Here is an 18,385-nt window from a genome sequence, read left to right on the forward strand (position 1 = left end):
CAAAGATATCACTATGCCTGAAGATAGTATTGAACAAATTAATTTCGAAGAAATTAATAAACTGGCGATTTCACAGCCTTTAGTGTCTCACATTTATACTGCAGATCCGTCTGCGCATGTATTTAATGGTAAAATTTATATTTATCCGTCGCATGATATCGATGCCGGAATTCCGTTTAACGATAATGGAGATCATTTTGGGATGGAAGATTATCATGTTTTTTCGATGGATAATATTGCGGAAAAAGCTGTGGATAATGGTGTTGCGCTTCATGTAGATGACGTTGCCTGGGCCGAAAAACAAATGTGGGCCCCCGATGCTGCCTGTAAAAACGGTAAATATTATTTGTATTTCCCCGCAAAACGTGCCAACGGAATTTTCCAAATTGGTGTTGCTGTAAGCGATTCACCTGTAGGACCTTTTTTGCCTCAACCAGACGCGATAAAAGGAAGTTACAGCATTGATCCTGCGGTTTTTGAAGACGAAGATGGAAAACATTATATTTATTTTGGAGGAATTTGGGGAGGACAGCTTCAAAAATACAGAAACAATAAATACGACCAGAATAACGAAGAACCTTCTGGAAATGAATCCGCTTTAGGTCCGATTGTGGCTTTGCTGCGCGACGATATGCTGGAGTTTGCAGAAGAACCAAAAGAAATTAAAATTCTGGATGAAAACGGAGAACTTCTGCTGGCTGGCGATAATAACCGCCGTTTTTTTGAAGCTTCGTGGGTTCATAAATACAACGGAAAATATTATTTCTCTTATTCTACCGGAGATACGCATTTTATCTGTTACGCGATTGGCGACAATCCTTATGGGCCGTTTGTTTATCAGGGTAGAATTTTAAATCCGGTTGTGGGTTGGACTTCGCATCATTCTATTTGTGAAGTTGAAGGGGAATGGTATTTATTTTATCACGATTCGAGTTTGTCAAAAGGGGTAACGCATTTAAGAAGCATGAAAGTTACCAAAATCGATTATCTGGAAGATGGTTCTATTGTAACAATTGATCCGTATGGAATAAGAAGATTGTTTGATTAAAACTTTGATTATCATTATAAAGAAAAAGATGTGTCTTCTGAAAACGGGTTGCGTGAGGGATAGAAGTGAAAAGCCCACAGCCTGACGAAGGAAGTGCGAGGACTTGCAACGAATAGCCCGGCCGGAGGACACGCCCAAAAAAATATAAAATTCAAACAGATTTAAGAAGTTAACATTTTTATTATAAAATGTATTTTTTTATAGAATAGAATTAGCTACTTTAGCATACCAGAACAGAACGGAACAGTATGCTAAACGAAGAACAGGAAAAATTTGTATTTACTATTAATCATGATAGTGATATTCCGAAATACCAGCAGTTGGTAAACGGAATAAATAATGCGATTGCTGAGAATATTTTACAAAAGGGAGATTTACTTCCTTCGGTAAATAGTATTTGCAAGACGAATCAGTTGTCGAGAGATACGGTTTTTAAGGCCTATACAATTTTAAAAGACCAAAAAACGATCGATTCTGTGCCTAATAAAGGGTATTATGTTTCGGGAGAGACGAGAAAAGTGCTTTTGGTTTTAGACACTTTTAAGGCGTATAAAGAGGTTTTGTATCATTCTTTTGTCAATAATCTGCCGGATAATGTGATTACGGATGTACAGTTTCATCATTATAATATCGATGTTTTTAAAACCATCATTAATAACGGAATTGGAAAGTATTACAAATATGTAGTCATGAATTTTGATCATCCTGAGATTGCGCCTGCTTTGTCGGCTATTTCAAAAGATAAATTATTGCTGATTGACTGGAATATTCAGGCGGATAAAAATAATAATTATGTTTTTCAGGATTTTGGAAAAGCGTTTTATGAGTCTTTGATACCGGCGGTTGATTTGTTTAAAAAGTATAGAAAGATACAATTTGTGTATCCGGATTTTACTAATCACCCAAAGGAAACACTTGACTTTTTTAAGAAATTTTGTGCTGATTTTAGTTTTGATTTTGAAATTTTGACAGATCCGAAAAAGTTTAATATTGAAAAAGGAATTGCTTATATAAGTGTGAGCGACAGGATTTTGGGATACTTTTTAGAGCAATGCAAAGAGAAAGATTTTGAGCCCGGAAAAGACGTTGGATTTTTATCGTACAACGAAACGCCAATGAAGAAATTTATATACAAAGGAATATCGGTCGTGTCGACTGATTTTAAAGAATTAGGAACCAAAGCAGCGGCATTTATTACGCATGATGAAGATACTCAGTGTTATGTGCCGACAAATTTAATTTTAAGAGAATCATTATAAAGTTATGTATTATATAGGATATGATATTGGAAGTTCTTCTGTAAAAGCGGCAATCGTAGAGGCAGAAACAGGCAAAAAAGTAATTGTTTTGAACGAGCCTCAAAACGAAATGGAAATTCTGTCTATTCACCCAGACTGGGCAGAACAGGATCCGGAAATCTGGTGGCAGCACATTTGTACGGCGACCAAAAGAGCAATTCGCGAAGCTAATATCGATGCATCGAAAATTCAGGGAATTGGAATTTCGTACCAAATGCACGGATTAGTAATTGTGGATAACGAAAAAAATGCACTTCGCAATTCGATTATCTGGTGCGACAGCCGTGCAGTAGAAATTGGAAATAAGGCTTTCGCCGAAATTGGAGAGCAAAAATGCATGGAGCATTTACTGAATTCTCCAGGAAATTTTACGGCTTCGAAACTGAAATGGGTAAAAGAAAACGAGCCCGAAGTTTATAAAAAAATTGACAAATACATGCTTCCGGGAGATTACATCGCTTTGAAATTTACAGGCGAAGTAACGACGACTAAAAATGGTTTGTCTGAAGGAATGCTTTGGGATTATAAAGAAAATAAAGTAGCCGACTGGCTTTTGGATTACTACGGAATCGATCAGTCTTTGACGCCGAGAATTGTAGAAAACTTTACAAATCAGGGAATTGTTACAGAAGAAGCTTCGGCAGCATCAGGGCTTCCGGCAGGAATTCCTATTGTGTATAGAGCAGGAGATCAGCCAAATAATGCTTTGTCATTAAATGTTTTGAATCCGGGAGAAGTGGCGGCAACAGGCGGAACATCCGGAGTTTTTTATGCGGTAAGCGAAATGTCTTCTGGAAAAAGCACCCGCGTAAACAATTTTGTTCACGTAAACTACGAATTAGAAACGCCGAGAGTTGGTAAACTTTTGAATATTAACGGAGCAGGAATTCAGTACAGATGGCTTCGTAATAATATGGGGAACGAAAGTTACGAAGTAATGAATGAAAAAGCTTCGAATGTGGAAGTAGGATCAGAAGGCGTTGTGGTAATTCCGTTCGGGAATGGTGCAGAGCGTATGTTCAACAATAAAAATATCGGAACACATTTTTTAAACCTCAACTTAAATATTCACAACAGCGCGCATTTGTTTAGGGCTTCTTTAGAAGGAATTGCATTTTCGTTTGTGTACGGAATGGAATGTTTAAAAGAAGATAATGCGACGATTAATGTAATCAGGGCAGGAAATGATAATTTATTCCGTTCTGAGATTTTCTCAAATACGGTGGCAACTTTAATTGGTCATGAAATAGAAATTTACAATACGACCGGAGCAGTCGGTGCAGCAAGAGCAGTGGGTTTAAAAGATGGTGATTACAGCAAATTTGGAACTAATGTTAGTGACAACGATCATGTAATGACATTTTTACCGCTTCATAACAAAGAACCTTACGAGACTGCTTATCAAAAATGGAAGAAAGAATTAGAATTAATATTAACAACTAAATAAAAAATCAAATGATAGTTTTAGGAGATAAAGAATACTACAAAGGTATTGGCCAAATTAAATTTGAAGGAAAAGAATCTGATAATCCGTTGGCATTTAAATATTATAATCCAGATCAGGTAGTAGCTGGAAAAACAATGCGCGAGCACTTTAAATTTGCTATCGCTTACTGGCATACATTCTGCGGACAAGGAAGCGACCCATTTGGACCAGGAACTCAAAATTTTGCTTGGGATGCATCATCAGATCCCTACCAAGCGGCTAAAGATAAAGCAGATGCTGCTTTTGAATTTATCAGTAAAATGGGATTCGATTATTTCTGTTTCCACGATTACGATTTGATTGCAGAAGGCCCAACTTTCGCAGAATCAGAAAAGCGTTTGGCATTCATTACAGATTACTTAAAACAAAAGAAAGCAGACTCTGGAATTAAATTGCTTTGGGGAACTTCAAACTGTTTCTCAAACCCAAGATTCATGAACGGAGCAGCTACAAATCCTGACTTTAATGTTGTGGCAAGAGCTGGAGGGCAAGTAAAATTGGCTTTGGATGCAACAATCGCTTTAGGCGGTGAAAACTATGTATTCTGGGGCGGTAGAGAAGGTTATATGTCTTTGCTTAACACAGATATGGGAAGAGAATTAGACCACATGGCGCAATTCCTGGCAATGTCTAGAGATTATGCAAGAGCTCAAGGTTTTAAAGGAACTTTCTTTATTGAACCAAAACCAATGGAACCATCTAAACACCAATACGATTTTGACTCGGCAACAGCAATTGGTTTCTTAAAACAATACGGTTTAGATAAAGATTTCAAAATTAATATCGAAGTAAACCACGCTACATTGGCACAACACACTTTTCAACACGAACTAGAAGTAGCTGCAAAAGCAGGAATGTTAGGAAGTATCGATGCCAACAGAGGAGATTACCAAAACGGCTGGGATACAGACCAATTCCCTAATAACATTCAGGAAACGACTGAAGCAATGTTGGTTTTCTTAAAAGCTGGCGGCTTACAAGGCGGCGGTGTTAACTTTGATGCTAAAATCAGAAGAAACTCAACTGACTTAGAAGATGTTTTCTTAGCGCACATTGGTGGTGCTGATACTTTTGCAAGAGCTTTATTGACTGCAGATAAAATCATTACTTCATCTCCATACGAAAAATTAAGAACAGAAAGATACAGCTCTTTTGATTCTGGAAAAGGAAAAGATTTTGCTGACGGAAAATTGAGTTTGAAAGATCTTTATACTATCGCTCACGAAAATGGAGAATTAAACCTTCAAAGCGGTAAACAAGAATTGTTTGAAAACATCATCAACCAATATATTTAATTGGTTTAGATTTTAAAACATATCAAACCTAACAGGTTTTTAAAGTCTGTTAGGTTTCTTCTACAAATCTAATAAAGAAATAAATCTGAAATTTTTTAAAGATAACCGAAGAATGTTAAAATCTTTTAAAGGCTGTTTTTAAATATTTAAGATAAAAATTAAAAATGTGTATTAAGATTTTGACTTGTTTTAAGATTCAAATTTGAGGAAAATAGATTTAAGGTTTAGTTGCTATTTTTTGATAATTAGAACTAACAGCAAAGTCAGTTTGATAAGATTATAAGGGAGTTATATTTTTATTGAATGTTTTTTGAAGAATAGAATTGCGATGCACATTTTTTACTCACTAAAACTTTACTCACAATCTTGTCATTTCGATCCCGAAACTTCGGGATGGAGAGAAATCGCACAAGAAAATCTACAAAGATTGGCGATTTTGCATCCGAAATTATTAGTGCGATTTACTTCGTCTATTCACTATCGCTCGAGTCTCCTTTCAGTTGAAATGACAACTATACGGATTATACTCAACAATTCTAATCAACCATAAAACCAAAAAACTTATGAAATTTTTTATCGATACCGCTAATTTAAAAGACATTACAGAAGCACAGTCTATGGGTGTTTTAGACGGCGTGACCACAAATCCGTCGTTAATGGCGAAAGAAGGCATTACTGGAAAAGAGAATATTTTAAAACATTATCTTGATATTTGTAACATTGTCGACGGCGATGTTTCTGCAGAGGTAATCTCAACCCATTTTGACGGAATGATAAGAGAGGGCGAGGAGCTTGCTGCTTTGCATCCGCAGATTGTGGTAAAACTGCCTATGATTACAGATGGTGTAAAGGCCTGCAAATATTTTTCTTCTAAGGGAATAAGAACCAATGTTACGCTCGTGTTTTCTGCCGGACAGGCCTTATTAGCAGCAAAAGCCGGAGCGACTTATGTTTCCCCGTTTTTAGGAAGATTAGATGATATTTCAACAGACGGAATGCATTTAATTTCGGAAATCAGAGAGATTTATGACAACTACAATTACAACACGCAGATACTTTCAGCTTCAATCAGGCATACAATGCACATTGTAAATTGTGCCAAAGTTGGATCAGATGTCATGACCGGACCGCTTTCTGCAATTAAAGGATTATTGAAACATCCGTTAACAGATATTGGTTTAAAACAATTTGTTGAAGATGCTAAAAAGATGAATCTATAAACTACAATAAAACAACACAACACTTAAGCTTCTTTCGGTTTGAAAGGAGCTTTTTTTTTAGTTTTATAACAACCGACTTGCCTTTTTTAAAGATTATATTCAAAAAAAACTATTCCAAATTCTTCATAAGCGTTTTCAAAAAAGCACTAACTGCTTTTTTCTCATATACTTCTTTCAAAGAGATTAGCATAGCAGTTCTCGTCATATTTTCACCTTTTATTGGAATCGCAAATAAATCATTTTCATTTTCAACCGTTGTTTTGGTTAAAATCGTATGCCATTTGCCGGTTTTAATTAATTCCAGTAAAGTAGGAATATCGTTTATTTCAATTGTAACTTTTGGGTTTAAATTATCTTTTTGAAAAGCTTTATTGATAAATTGAGTTGTACTAAAACCACTCGACGGAAGCGCAAGAGGCAGGGAACTTACCTCATCGAGAGCAATACTTTTTTTGTTTTTTAAAGGTGTTTCGGTTGACGTAACCAATGCCATTGGAGAAGTAAACAATTCACGGTATTTAAAATGCGCTTCGGAGGCTATTTCCTCAAAAGTTAAAATAACATCGAGTTCAAAAGAATTTAGTTTTTGAATTAATTCCTGCGAAGTTCCAAAGACAATTTGAAACTGTATTTTAGGAAATTCAGAACTAAAAACAATCAATGCTTTTGTTACCACATGACGTAAAGCTTAGGTTACGCCAATGGCAATTTCCCCGGCTTGGAGGTTATTCAAATCCTTCAATAATTCGAATCCGTCAGAAGCTTTGCTTATAGATTGCTGTGCATAAACCGAAAATAAATTACCGGCTTCTGTTAAAGTAATCCGTTTTCCAATTCGGTTAAAGAGAGGAACCTGCAGTTCTTCTTCGAGTTGTTTAATTTGTTGTGATAAAGTACTTTGGCTGATAAAAAGGGCCGATGCTGCTTCGGTAAAATTCAATAATTCCTTAGCTTTAAGAAAATATCTGAGTTGTCTGAGTTCCATTTCTAAATCGGTTTTATCGATTGATTTTATCGAAAAATAAGGTTTTACAAATATAGAAATTCTTAAGAACTTTGCAGAGTTGCAAATTAGAGCAGAAAAAATGAAGATTATAGCTTTACAAGAAGGAAATTATATCGCAGATTCTAACAAAGAATTCAAACTTATTACCGAAGAAACCACTCAATCCGGACTTAAAATGGCGATTCAGCCTTTTGTGGTTATTACAGCTAGTGACGTTATCTTATTGGATTTCGGTTTGGGATTTGTAAACAACGGGATTCCTTTTATTCATCAAATGCTGAAAAAGAATAATATCGAACCGGATCAAATTACAAAAGTTTTGGTTTCGCATTTGCATAAAGATCATATCGAAGGAATTGGACATTTTGAAGACGATAATTTTATTCAGAATTTCCCAGAAGCTGCAATTTATATTCAGAAAAGAGAAATAGATTTTGCATTGGAACAAACCAATAATCCGTCTTATGTTTTTGAAATATTGAATGAGCTCGAAAAACTTCCTAATGTTGAATTACTGGATACTGACAGCGGACAAATTACGGATGAAATTTTCTATGAAGTTTCGGCAGGACACACTAAATTTCATCAGGTTTTTTGGATCAAAGGAGATGATGAAATTGTTTTTTACGGCGCCGACGATTTACCTCAAAAAGTATATCTTTCTATGCATGTTGCCTACAAAACAGATTTTAACGGAAAACGCGCTATGGAATCCCGCAAAAAATGGGAGCAGCAAGCAAAAGATCAAAACTGGAAAGTACTTTTGTATCACGATATGAAGACTACTGTTTTGGAGTTTTAAGAGTTATGAGTGGGGGGTTAGTATCACCTAATAATAAACACAATATTATTTTAAAATGAAAAGTACCGAATCAATTCCGGCTTTAATTATTTACGGATCTCTGGCGCCGGGCGAGTCAAATCATTCGGTTATGGCGCCTATAAAAGGAGATTGGCAAAAAGCAACGATAAAAGGAAAATTGCAGGAAGGAGGCTGGGGTTCCTCTCTAGGCTATAACGGATTTATTTCTGTAAATTCTGAAGAAGCTGAAACGATCAATTGTTATGTTCTTTTTTCTGAAGATTTGCCATCAAATTGGGATTATCTGGACGAATTTGAAGGCGACGGCTATCAGCGCATTCAAACAGAATACGAATTGGAAAACGGCAAAAAAGGAATAGGATTTATATATGCCTTAAATCAATAAATTAAAAATTCAGATTATTAGTTTAGTCTGAATTTTTTTTTCTTCGGAAAAAATAAAAATAAAACACTTCTAACTTTTTCTTCAAGTGAAGAGCGAAGAATTGAAAATGCTTTTGTAATCTGGGCTTCGACCGTTTTTATTGAAACATCCAGGTGTTCGGCAATTTCAATATTGGTTAAGCCTTCTTTTTTACTTAAAATAAAAACCTCTTTACATTTTGGAGGCAGATTTTGAATTTCATTATTTACGGCATTCATAACTCTTTGAAAAGATTCGGCATCATCTTCCTGTACAATTCCGTTTAAGGCATCATAGTACGATTTTTCTAATGAAAACAAAGACTGATTTTTTCTATACAAATCGATAAATTCATTGTAAACCAATTTATAAAGAAAACTTTTCAGCGCATGGTCTGTTTTTAATCTCGTACGCTGTTCCCATACTTTAATAAAAACATTCTGCACAATATCTTCGGCGCTGTATACATTTTTTACCAGACTATTGGCATATACACAAAGTTTATGATGATAAGTGTCAATAAGGTACGTATAGGCATGTTCATCTCCATTTTTAAGAGACTCTATTAATGTACTATTATCGTTGTAATCCTCAATCTTCATAAAAACAAATATATAAATTAATAGGTTTTAGGGCTAAAATAAGGCTGGTATTTGGTAAAAATGAGCTATTTTTTTGTTTTCTATTTGAAAATTATTACAAATAAAATGACCTAAAATACAAAGGTAAAACAATCTACTCTTTTACCTCTATCAAATTAGCAGCGTTTATTGAAAGAAAAGACTTGTGAAAAATAAAAAAATCAGTAAAATGAAAAAAACTTTATCAAATTGTTAGGGTTTTGTTTTTTGGCTTCGTAATAATATTAAAAATAGCTAAAATGACAGTAAAAAAGTCAGAACGATTAATTGTTAAGTTTATCACAAATCAGGCCAGTCAGGAAGAAATTGAAAAGCTGACTGAATGGTTAAAAGAAGATGAAAACCAAAAAGTGTTTAAGGATTTTGTAAAAATCAATTACACCATAGACACTGCTGTGTATCATTTTGATTCTTCTGAAATTAAGAAAGAGATATCGGAGAGAATTCAGAAAGAGAAAAATGTGTTTTATAAAAGAAGATTTTCATCTTATTATAAATATGCAGCGATTGTGATTGTGGCTTTAGGAGTTTTTTATTTTTATAAAAATTCCAGTAATACGACACACACGAAACAAAATGTAGTGATTCCGAGAGAAGATCAAATCGTCCTTCAGCTTGGGAATGAATCACAAAATCTTAATCTTAATGATGCCCGAAATGTCACGGATGAAAAGGGAAACATAATTGGAAAACAGGAAAAAAACAGGTTGGTTTATAACAATTCCTATACACAAGGAGAGCTGGTTTACAATACCATCCGAATTCCGTATGGCAAAAAGTTTGAAGTCCAGCTTTCAGATGGAACATTGGTGCACTTAAATGCCGGAACATCCTTTCGATATCCTGTACAGTTTTCTCAAAATAAAAATCGACAGGTATATCTTCTTGGGGAGGCTTATTTTGAAGTAGAAAAAGACAAAGCACATCCGTTTACGGTAAATACTCAGAATGTAAATGTTGAGGTTTTGGGTACCAAGTTTAATGTCGATACCTACACAGAAAATATTAGCACAGATGTTGTTTTGGTTGAAGGTAAAGTTTCGCTTTTTAAGGACCAAAAAACAGATCGCAGCCAGGTTTATTTGAAACCTAATGAAAAAGGCTCAATCCTAAAAGGACAAACGGCCATTACAAAAGAACAGGTAAATCCGGATTATTATACAGCTTGGGTAAAGGGAAGTCTGGTATTTAAGAACGCTTCGTTTGATGATATTATCCAAAAGCTGGAACGTCATTATAACGTGACTTTTATTAACCGGAATAAAATGCTGGGAAAAGAAATTTTCAACGCCCGTTTTGACAACGAACCAATTGAAGTTGTGCTGAAATATTTCAGCGACAGCTATGCCATAGATTACAATATTGAAAGAGACAGGATTACGATTAAGTAATGCTGTGAGTTATGAATTAAAGAATTAGCATAATCTAAAGTCTAAAACGAACAATCTAAAATAGAAAAAGCCTATGTAGCAAAAATCCGAAGAAAGGGATCGGCATTTAATAAAAAAACCGGAAAATGCGCCAACATTTCCCGGTAAGATGAATGCGATCAGTTAATTAACCAACCAACATTAAAAAAACATTTTAAAAGTATGAAAAAACTATTGAACAGAATCAGGTTCGACAAGCCTTTTTTGAAATTTGATTTGAAGATGAAATTGACCACATTATTTTTATTAACCACTCTCACGGTTATGCAGGCTGGGGTAACGTACTCTCAAAAGGCAAAAATGTCTTTCAATGCCAATAATATGACCGTTGCAAAAGTCATAGAAAAACTAGAATATACTACTAATTACAGATTTGTTTACAATGTAAGATCAGTTGATTTAAACCGAACAATTAATGTTAATGAAAGTAATGCTTCTATCGAAACGATTTTAAATACAATCTTTAATAATACCGGTACAGATTACAAGGTTTCGGGAAATCATATTGTACTTATGGCGAAAAAATCTCCGGCAGAAAAACCGATAGAAAAAGCAGAGGCAGATTTTATCGTTAAAGGAAGGGTAACGGATGAAAAAGGAATGCCTTTGCCAGGTGCAGCTGTTTCAGATAACGGTTCTGGAAGAGGTGTACAAACCGATTTTAATGGTGAATTCCAAATTATTGCAGTAAGCAGCGAGACTACTTTGGCTTTTGCTTATCTAGGATATATTCGACAAGAAATAAAAGTAGAGGGCAGAAGCGTAATCAATGTTGTATTGAAAGAAGATACGCTGGAATTAGGAGAAATTGTAATTACAACTGGTTATCAAAATATTAATAAAGAGCAAGTTACCGGAGCTGTTTCTACTTTGAAAGCAACAGATTATCAGGAACAGCGTCTAAGCGGATTAAATAAAATCTTAGAAGGACGTGTGGTAGGATATCAAAACGGAAAAATTAGAGGAACCACAACAATGACCGGTCTTTCAACGCCGCTTTATGTGATCGACGGATTTCCTGTTGAGAACACCAAATTAACACCATATGCTTCTTTAGAAGAAAATCTTCCGAGTTTAAACTTAGAAGATATTGAAACAATTACCGTTTTAAAAGATGCTGCTGCCTCTTCTATTTATGGTGCTCGCGCGGCGAATGGTGTAGTCGTAATTACAACCAAAAAAGCAAAAGCTGGAAAAACAAATATCTCATTTTCAAGTAATTTAACCATTACGCCTTATCGAAATTATACAGATAATCTTACGAATTCTGCTGATATAATTGGTTTAGAAAGAGGATGGGCCGCAGGAAACCCGAATTTACAAGGTGCAAATGCAGGAACGTATTCTCAGTCTTTATTAAATAATGCGGTATATACAAGTTTAGGAATGCAGGTAATCTTAAAAGGATATGCAGGCGTGACCTCTCAGACAGAAGCAAATAATACTTTAAACACACTTGCAGGGCAAGGGTATAAATATTATGATGATGTAGCAAAATATGCCAAACGCGACCAATATTTTATGCAGCACAATATTAGTTTAGGAAAAGCAACAGACTCTAATACTTTTAATGCTTCTTTGACTTACAAAGACAATCAGTTAGAAGACAGATATTCTGAAAATCAAACGGTTGGACTTAACTTGAAAAATTCTACACAGATTACAAGCTGGCTTTCATTAGATTTAGGATCGTATACCAATTTTGGAAAAGGAGATACACAAAGCTATAACCCTTTTAATGCTCCTACTAATACACTTAATACAGGTTATAAGTATCAGCCATATAATCAATTAGTTAATAATGACGGAACAAATTTTGTGTCTACTGCAGCTTCACGTTACAACACTTTTACGCAGCAGTCTATTCAGAATTACGGACTTTACAGTATGGATATCACTCCAATGGATGATTTGGGAAGAAATCTTGTTGGAACTAAAAATTTCTTAAACCGAACTTTTGCAAAATTCAATGTAAAATTCAGCAATGCTTTTACTTACAATGCGATGTTTCAGTATGAGTATGGTTCAGACCGTGCCAGCCAGCTGCTTAGCAAAGACTCTTATGCTGTGAGAAGTAAGGTAAATGGTTTGGTGACTATTGCCAATAACAAAGCTGTTTACAATTTGCCTTACGGGGATATATTAAATGAAACGAACCAATTTTCTAATGCTTACAATTTCCGTCAGCAGTTAAATTTTGATAAAACTTTTAATAATAAACATGAAGTTTGTGCGATTGCTGGTATGGAAATCCGTCACACAAAATTAGAGTACAACAACAATACCCGTTACGGATGGGATGAGCAGACTTTATCTTTTACTCCTGTAAATCAGGCTAGTCTGCTTCAGGTTTACGGAACTGTTTTTGGCGGGTCAATGCAGCAGTCTGATTTTTCATTAGAAAAAGAATTACAAAATCGTTATGTTTCTGTTTACAGCACAGGCGGTTATACCTATGATAAAAGATATTCTGTTTCGGGAAGTTTACGCTGGGATCGTTCTAATCTTTGGGGAACAGACAATAAGTATCAAAATAAACCAACTTATTCTATTGGAGCAGGCTGGAACATCAACAAAGAATCATTCTTTGATGTAGATTGGATAGATGCTCTTAAACTTAGAGGTTCTTATGGTATTGGAGGAAACGTAGCCAAAGATTCGGCACCTTATTTAACCGCTTATTACGGTGCTAACTCCAATGTGGGAGGAATTCAGGGAAGCGTGAGCAACAGACCAAATCCGGAATTATCTTGGGAAAAAACAACTACAACAAACATTGGTTTAGATTTTACATTCTTTAAAAACAGATTAAGCGGAACCTTAGACCTTTATAACAAAAAAGGAGAAGATTTGTTAGCCAGCAGCCAGGGAATTCCAACAGAAGGATGGGGGTATTCTACGTATAAAATCAACAATGGAGAAATGACCAACAAAGGTGTCGAAGTGAGTTTAAGGGGAACAATCGTAAAAACAGCTTCATTCTCCTGGGATGCGCAGGTTTTATATGCTTACAAACAAAACAAAGTCGATTACGTAAATGTTAAAGCTCCTGTTTATTATCTGCAATTAGATTATCCAATGTCTTTTCCAAGAGTGGGCACCAGTTTTAACTCAATTTATGGTTACAAATGGGCTGGTTTAAGCAGTACCGGAATACCACAGGTTTACGATGCGTCTGGAACTGCAGTAAAATACAATCCTGGGCAGATAGATGCCATAAAAGACTACGGATCAACAGTTCCTACACACAGCGGTTCTTTTCATACAGCTGTTAATTATAAGAACTTTTCGCTTTCGGCGCTTTTCATTTACGAGTTAGGACATAAAGTAAGAAATACTTTTCTGCCTATGTTAGCCAGCAATTACAATGGTGCAGCAGGAGGTTATATTACAGATATTACAGTAACAAACAACCACATTGCAGATCGTTGGATGCAGCCTGGAGACGAAGCTTTTACCAATGTGCCGAGAGCAGTATACGAATATGATCCGGAATTTAATTCAGATTCCCGTACTATTTATTCGTATGCAGATATTAATATTCTGGATGCATCAAATGTCAGATTAAGCAACATTTCGTTAGCATATCAAATGCCAAAAGATCTTATTAAGAGAGTAAAATTAGATGGCGTACGTTTTAATTTAAATGCAGAAAATGTGTACACATTTGCAAAAAGCAGAGACGCTAAGTTTATGTTGAACGGATTCCAATCTCCAAGTTTTGTTTTTGGTGTAAATGTTAATTTCTAATTTTTAAAGACGATGAAAAAAATATATAAAAATGCAGTATGCCTTTTAGCTTTAGGATTAACCTTTGCTTCTTGCGATAGCTATCTTGACGATGTGCCAAAAGGATCAAAAGTGCCTACAACCTTGGCAGATTATGAAGCTTTTTTGCGTGACGAATACGGAAATCACAGAGTGGATATTACCGGAGCATCACAATTAATGAATGATCAATATGTAACACTTGCCAGTCTGGCAAGTAACAGGCTCTTTAATGCCAATTATATGTGGGACGAAAATGCAGATCGTATCGCATTAAAACAATCCGACGAAACAGCGTATTATGCCGGTTATGCCGGAATATCGACTTTTAATTTGATTATTGCTAATGCCTTAACAACGACAAAAGCAACCGACGCAGAAAAAAGAGTGGTTTGGGCAGAAGCAAAAGTATTACGAGCAATGAACTACTTTAACCTCGTAAATTTCTATGCCGATACTTATGTGGCTTCTACAGCTTCGACAAAATTATCTGTGCCTTTAATTACCAGTGCCGATATCAATGCGCCTAGCAAACAAGTAACCATTCAGGAATTATATGATTTTATTTTGAATGATGTGAAAGATGCACTTCCGTACCTGCCAAAAGTTTCGCAGACTGCTCTTCACCCAAATTTAGGTGCGGGCTATGCATTTTATGCGAGAGTTTATCTGCAGATGAACAACTATACAGAAGCGTTGAAATACGCAGATTTAGCATTGGCAGAAAATAATAAATTATACGATTGGATAGGGTATTACAACACCAATAAAGCCATTATAGATGTACCAAATTCGTATACAACGACTGTGTCTCCAATGGGCTATACGTATGTAGAAAACTATACCTACCGTCATGGTACTTCTTCCAGCTTAAGTACAGAAAACAGTATTCCTGTAGAGCGTGCACAACGTTTTGAAGCCGGAGATGCGCGTTTTATTTCTCGCTGGAAAATTTATACTGTGGGAGCAGAAACTTATTATAGAAGAACTTTATCAGGTGCTTTTAATTTTGGAGGTATCACAACTGTCGAAGTTTATTTAATTAAAGCAGAATGTCTGGCGCGTGCAGGACAAATTAGCGACGCATTAAATGTTTTAAACACCGTTCGTAAAACACGTATTTTCCCGGCTTCTTATCAGGACATCGCAACTACTGATAAAACGGTCGCTTTGAATGCTATTTTTAGAACGAAAGCAAATGAACTTATAAACACGCTGATTCCTTTTGCAGATGCGCGTCGTTTAAATGCCGAAGGCGTTTACAAAGTAAGTTTTACAAAAATAGCAAACGGAACGACTTATACATTAAAATCAGATTCTCATTTATGGACAATGCCTTTCCCGCAAGGTGCAACTCAAAATCCGGGAAACGGAACTTTAACTCAAAACGTAGCTAAATAAAACCCAAAAGCTTCCTGATTAGGATTCCCGAAAGGGAAGCTTTCAATAAAACATCGATCAAAAATGAATACAATTAAATATAAAATAACAGCATTGTGTATCTGTCTCTTTATAATTTCAACCAGTCAGGCACAAAAGAAAAAAACCGCAGTTTCAACCCCTTCTTCTTATACAATTGAAGGAACTATCTCAGGCCTTACAGACGGAACAACCGTAAAATTAATTCCGGGAGCAACACATTCATCAGAATTGCCTGTTGCCGAAACAACGCTGAAAGAAGGCAAATTCATCTTTACAGGAAAATTAAACGAACCGCGTTTTTTCTATATCGTCTTTGGAAAAAGCAAAGGATTCATTCCGTTATTAGTCGAAAATTCTAAAATAAAAGTAACGGCAGAAGGCGAAGTTTCTAAAAATGAAGATGAAAGAATTACATTCAATAATGAAGTTGTTTCAGGTTCTAAATCAAATGATTATTACAAAAAAGAAACGGCTTTTAAAGAAGATTTAAATAAAGATTACGAAGACTATCACAAAGGCACCGAAGAACTTTCAAAATTATATTCGAAAGCCAGAACATCGGGCAATAAAAAACAAATGGATTCTATTGGAAATTCGCCTGAATGGAAAAAATTTGAAGCAGCTGAAAAAGCCTTTTTTACTAAAGTAGAAAAATCAACAACAGATCTTATAGCAAAACATAAAGCAACCTGGTGGGGACCATTTTTCATGATCACACAGTTCAGTTATTTTACACCGGATCAAAAACCGCTGTATGAACAATTTTCTGAAACGGCTAAGAAAAGTTACTACGGACAACTGGTAGATAAAGATTTAAATCCGAAAACTTTAGTGGGTACAAGCGTTGCCAATTTCGGATTAAAAGATAAAGACGGAAAACCGTATAATGTAAAAGAAATTACAGCAGGAAAAAAATACATTTTAATTGATTTCTGGGCTTCATGGTGCGGTCCGTGCCGAAAAGAAATTCCGAACTTAAAAACAGCATACTCGTCCTATTCTGATAAAGGTTTTGAAATTCTAAGCATCTCAATTGACAAAGACGAAAAAGCTTGGCAAAAAGCATTAGGAATGGAAAATATGCCGTGGCACAATGTTTTAGACGATGATAAAGTAAGCAAATCGTTTAATGTAAAAACAATTCCGGCAACTTTTTTAGTTGATAGCAAAGGTGTAATTATCAGCGATAATTTAAGAGGAGCAGAACTGGAAGCGAAATTAAAAGAATTATTGAAATCTTAGATTTAGTTTTTAGTCGCAGTTTTCAGTCGCAGTCGCAGTATCCGTTACGTGTTACTGAGACTCAAAACTGAGACTCAAAACTGAGACTGAAAACTAAAAAAAAAATCTAACTAAAAAAAATAACATGAAAAGTACAATATTAAAATCGTCATTACTCGCATTAGCGCTTTCGGCAGCAATCACATCCTGCTCTAAAAAAGAAGGATTTACAATCAACGGAACCATTTCCGGACTAGATAAAGGAACTGTTTATCTGGAAAATACAGATGAAAAAGGAAACAAGCAAATAGCAGATTCGGCACAAATCAAAGACGGTGTTTTTACCTTTACCGGAAAAGTTTCAGAACCTTTATTGTACACGGTTAAATTAAAAGGAGAAGAATATGGTGCTTTTTTTCTTTTGGATAATGATGAGATACAATTCGAAGCTAAAAAAGATTCGATGTTTAAAGCAAAAATCAGCGGATCGGAACAAAATGATATTTACAAATCCTATTACGATAACGAATTCAAAAAAATACAAAATATTGCCGGTCCAATTTATAAATTATCCGATTCATTACAGCAAAACGGAAAAGTAAAATTAACCGCAGAACAGCAGACAATGATGGACAAAAAGTGGAAAGATCTTGCCGCTTTCGCCGATGATTTAACCGATAAATACATCCGAAAAAACAAAGACAAGATAGGTGCAGCTTTAGTTATCAATGACCGAATTGTATCTTACGGAACACCTGCACAGGTAAAAACGTATTATGCTGTTTTATCGCCTGAAGTTCAAAAATCAATTTACGGAAAACAATTAAAAGAAGCGATTGACCTTAATGATAAAACAGCCGTTGGTGTAACAGCTCCAGATTTTTCGCAGCCGGATATCAACGGAAAAGCAGTGAAATTATCGGATTATAAAGGCAAATATGTTTTGGTAGATTTTTGGGCAAGCTGGTGCGGTCCATGCCGAAAAGAAAACCCAAACGTAGTTTTGGCTTACAAAACTTATCATGATAAAGGATTTGATGTTTTAGGAATTTCTCTCGATGATAAAAAGAAACTTTGGGAAAAAGCTATCGAAAAAGACGGACTAACCTGGACGCATGTTTCTGATTTAAAAGGATGGCAGAACGACGCTGCTGTTTTATACGGAGTAAAAATGGTGCCAACCAATTTTCTAATTGGACCTGATGGAAAAATCATTGCCAAAAACCTTAGAGAAGCAGAACTTCAATCGAAACTAAAAGAAATTTTTAGTAAATCTTAAATTGGTGTTCAGTTTGCAGTCTCAGTCTCAGTTTGCGGTCTCAGA

Annotated in this window: 15 protein-coding genes; 12 read left to right on the forward strand and 3 right to left on the reverse strand. The window is 35.3% G+C overall.

Annotated elements, in window-relative coordinates:
* Positions 1 to 13 precede the first annotated feature (13 nt).
* From BKM63_RS11180 to fsa, 5 genes are all read left to right on the forward strand, one after another.
* On the forward strand, positions 14 to 1,048 hold the full coding sequence (locus tag BKM63_RS11180) for a glycoside hydrolase family 43 protein (RefSeq protein ID WP_071636659.1): 1,035 nt from the start codon (positions 14 to 16) through the stop codon (positions 1,046 to 1,048).
* Between the two features lie 248 nt (positions 1,049 to 1,296).
* On the forward strand, positions 1,297 to 2,307 hold the full coding sequence (locus tag BKM63_RS11185) for a GntR family transcriptional regulator (protein WP_071636660.1): 1,011 nt from the start codon (positions 1,297 to 1,299) through the stop codon (positions 2,305 to 2,307).
* A 4-nt stretch (positions 2,308 to 2,311) separates the two neighbouring features.
* On the forward strand, positions 2,312 to 3,793 hold the full coding sequence (locus BKM63_RS11190; protein WP_071636661.1) for a xylulokinase: 1,482 nt from the start codon (positions 2,312 to 2,314) through the stop codon (positions 3,791 to 3,793).
* An 8-nt stretch (positions 3,794 to 3,801) separates the two neighbouring features.
* Entirely contained in the window at positions 3,802 to 5,127 is a 1,326-nt protein-coding gene (xylA, locus tag BKM63_RS11195) for a xylose isomerase (RefSeq protein ID WP_071636662.1), read from the forward strand.
* 563 nt (positions 5,128 to 5,690) lie between these two features.
* Positions 5,691 to 6,347 carry a fructose-6-phosphate aldolase gene (fsa, locus tag BKM63_RS11200; protein ID WP_071636663.1) on the forward strand — a complete coding sequence of 219 codons (657 nt, stop codon included), beginning with the start codon at positions 5,691 to 5,693 and terminating at the stop codon, positions 6,345 to 6,347.
* Positions 6,348 to 6,456: 109 nt separating this feature from the next.
* Here the strand turns inward: fsa and BKM63_RS23880 are convergent, their stop codons facing one another.
* Both BKM63_RS23880 and BKM63_RS23885 read right to left on the reverse strand, forming a co-directional pair.
* Complete coding sequence (locus BKM63_RS23880) at positions 6,457 to 7,023, reverse strand: LysR family transcriptional regulator substrate-binding protein (protein ID WP_242661131.1); 567 nt, start codon at positions 7,021 to 7,023, stop codon at positions 6,457 to 6,459.
* Positions 7,024 to 7,035: 12 nt separating this feature from the next.
* Positions 7,036 to 7,332, reverse strand: a complete 297-nt coding sequence (locus tag BKM63_RS23885) for a LysR family transcriptional regulator (RefSeq protein ID WP_242661132.1) — start codon at positions 7,330 to 7,332, stop codon at positions 7,036 to 7,038.
* A 100-nt stretch (positions 7,333 to 7,432) separates the two neighbouring features.
* Between BKM63_RS23885 and BKM63_RS11210 the strand changes: the two genes are divergently transcribed.
* Positions 7,433 to 8,155, forward strand: coding sequence for an MBL fold metallo-hydrolase (locus tag BKM63_RS11210; RefSeq protein WP_071636664.1), 723 nt, complete (start codon positions 7,433 to 7,435; stop codon positions 8,153 to 8,155).
* 55 nt (positions 8,156 to 8,210) lie between these two features.
* The gene (locus tag BKM63_RS11215; RefSeq protein WP_083572218.1) at positions 8,211 to 8,561 is read left to right on the forward strand and encodes a gamma-glutamylcyclotransferase family protein; all 351 of its coding nucleotides are present in this window, start codon (positions 8,211 to 8,213) and stop codon (positions 8,559 to 8,561) included.
* Between the two features lie 17 nt (positions 8,562 to 8,578).
* Here the strand turns inward: BKM63_RS11215 and BKM63_RS11220 are convergent, their stop codons facing one another.
* Positions 8,579 to 9,181, reverse strand: a complete 603-nt coding sequence (locus tag BKM63_RS11220; protein ID WP_071636665.1) for an RNA polymerase sigma factor — start codon at positions 9,179 to 9,181, stop codon at positions 8,579 to 8,581.
* Positions 9,182 to 9,459: 278 nt separating this feature from the next.
* Between BKM63_RS11220 and BKM63_RS11225 the strand changes: the two genes are divergently transcribed.
* From BKM63_RS11225 to BKM63_RS11245, 5 genes are all read left to right on the forward strand, one after another.
* Complete coding sequence (locus BKM63_RS11225) at positions 9,460 to 10,611, forward strand: FecR family protein (protein WP_071636666.1); 1,152 nt, start codon at positions 9,460 to 9,462, stop codon at positions 10,609 to 10,611.
* Positions 10,612 to 10,812: 201 nt separating this feature from the next.
* Complete coding sequence (locus tag BKM63_RS11230; RefSeq protein WP_071636667.1) at positions 10,813 to 14,400, forward strand: SusC/RagA family TonB-linked outer membrane protein; 3,588 nt, start codon at positions 10,813 to 10,815, stop codon at positions 14,398 to 14,400.
* Between the two features lie 12 nt (positions 14,401 to 14,412).
* Positions 14,413 to 15,819 carry a RagB/SusD family nutrient uptake outer membrane protein gene (locus BKM63_RS11235; RefSeq protein ID WP_071636668.1) on the forward strand — a complete coding sequence of 469 codons (1,407 nt, stop codon included), beginning with the start codon at positions 14,413 to 14,415 and terminating at the stop codon, positions 15,817 to 15,819.
* Positions 15,820 to 15,882: 63 nt separating this feature from the next.
* Positions 15,883 to 17,082, forward strand: a complete 1,200-nt coding sequence (locus tag BKM63_RS11240) for a TlpA disulfide reductase family protein (RefSeq protein WP_071636669.1) — start codon at positions 15,883 to 15,885, stop codon at positions 17,080 to 17,082.
* A 124-nt stretch (positions 17,083 to 17,206) separates the two neighbouring features.
* Positions 17,207 to 18,340 carry a TlpA disulfide reductase family protein gene (locus BKM63_RS11245; protein ID WP_071636670.1) on the forward strand — a complete coding sequence of 378 codons (1,134 nt, stop codon included), beginning with the start codon at positions 17,207 to 17,209 and terminating at the stop codon, positions 18,338 to 18,340.
* Positions 18,341 to 18,385 lie beyond the last annotated feature (45 nt).

It is taken from the genome of Flavobacterium johnsoniae, assembly GCF_001879205.1.
In the GTDB taxonomy this organism is placed as follows: domain Bacteria; phylum Bacteroidota; class Bacteroidia; order Flavobacteriales; family Flavobacteriaceae; genus Flavobacterium; species Flavobacterium johnsoniae_A.

Bases quoted from the DNA above. Each gene is read 5' to 3' on its own strand.
- BKM63_RS11180 (WP_071636659.1), top strand. From the start codon at position 14: ATGCCTGAAGATAGTATTGAACAAATTAATTTCGAAGAAATTAATAAA.
- BKM63_RS11230 (WP_071636667.1), top strand. From the start codon at position 10,813: ATGAAAAAACTATTGAACAGAATCAGGTTCGACAAGCCTTTTTTGAAA.
- BKM63_RS11245 (WP_071636670.1), top strand. From the start codon at position 17,207: ATGAAAAGTACAATATTAAAATCGTCATTACTCGCATTAGCGCTTTCG.
- BKM63_RS11225 (WP_071636666.1), top strand. From the start codon at position 9,460: ATGACAGTAAAAAAGTCAGAACGATTAATTGTTAAGTTTATCACAAAT.
- BKM63_RS11190 (WP_071636661.1), top strand. From the start codon at position 2,312: ATGTATTATATAGGATATGATATTGGAAGTTCTTCTGTAAAAGCGGCA.
- xylA (WP_071636662.1), top strand. From the start codon at position 3,802: ATGATAGTTTTAGGAGATAAAGAATACTACAAAGGTATTGGCCAAATT.
- BKM63_RS11235 (WP_071636668.1), top strand. From the start codon at position 14,413: ATGAAAAAAATATATAAAAATGCAGTATGCCTTTTAGCTTTAGGATTA.
- fsa (WP_071636663.1), top strand. From the start codon at position 5,691: ATGAAATTTTTTATCGATACCGCTAATTTAAAAGACATTACAGAAGCA.
- BKM63_RS11240 (WP_071636669.1), top strand. From the start codon at position 15,883: ATGAATACAATTAAATATAAAATAACAGCATTGTGTATCTGTCTCTTT.
- BKM63_RS11220 (WP_071636665.1), bottom strand. From the start codon at position 9,181: ATGAAGATTGAGGATTACAACGATAATAGTACATTAATAGAGTCTCTT.
- BKM63_RS11210 (WP_071636664.1), top strand. From the start codon at position 7,433: ATGAAGATTATAGCTTTACAAGAAGGAAATTATATCGCAGATTCTAAC.
- BKM63_RS11215 (WP_083572218.1), top strand. From the start codon at position 8,211: ATGAAAAGTACCGAATCAATTCCGGCTTTAATTATTTACGGATCTCTG.
- BKM63_RS11185 (WP_071636660.1), top strand. From the start codon at position 1,297: ATGCTAAACGAAGAACAGGAAAAATTTGTATTTACTATTAATCATGAT.
- BKM63_RS23885 (WP_242661132.1), bottom strand. From the start codon at position 7,332: ATGGAACTCAGACAACTCAGATATTTTCTTAAAGCTAAGGAATTATTG.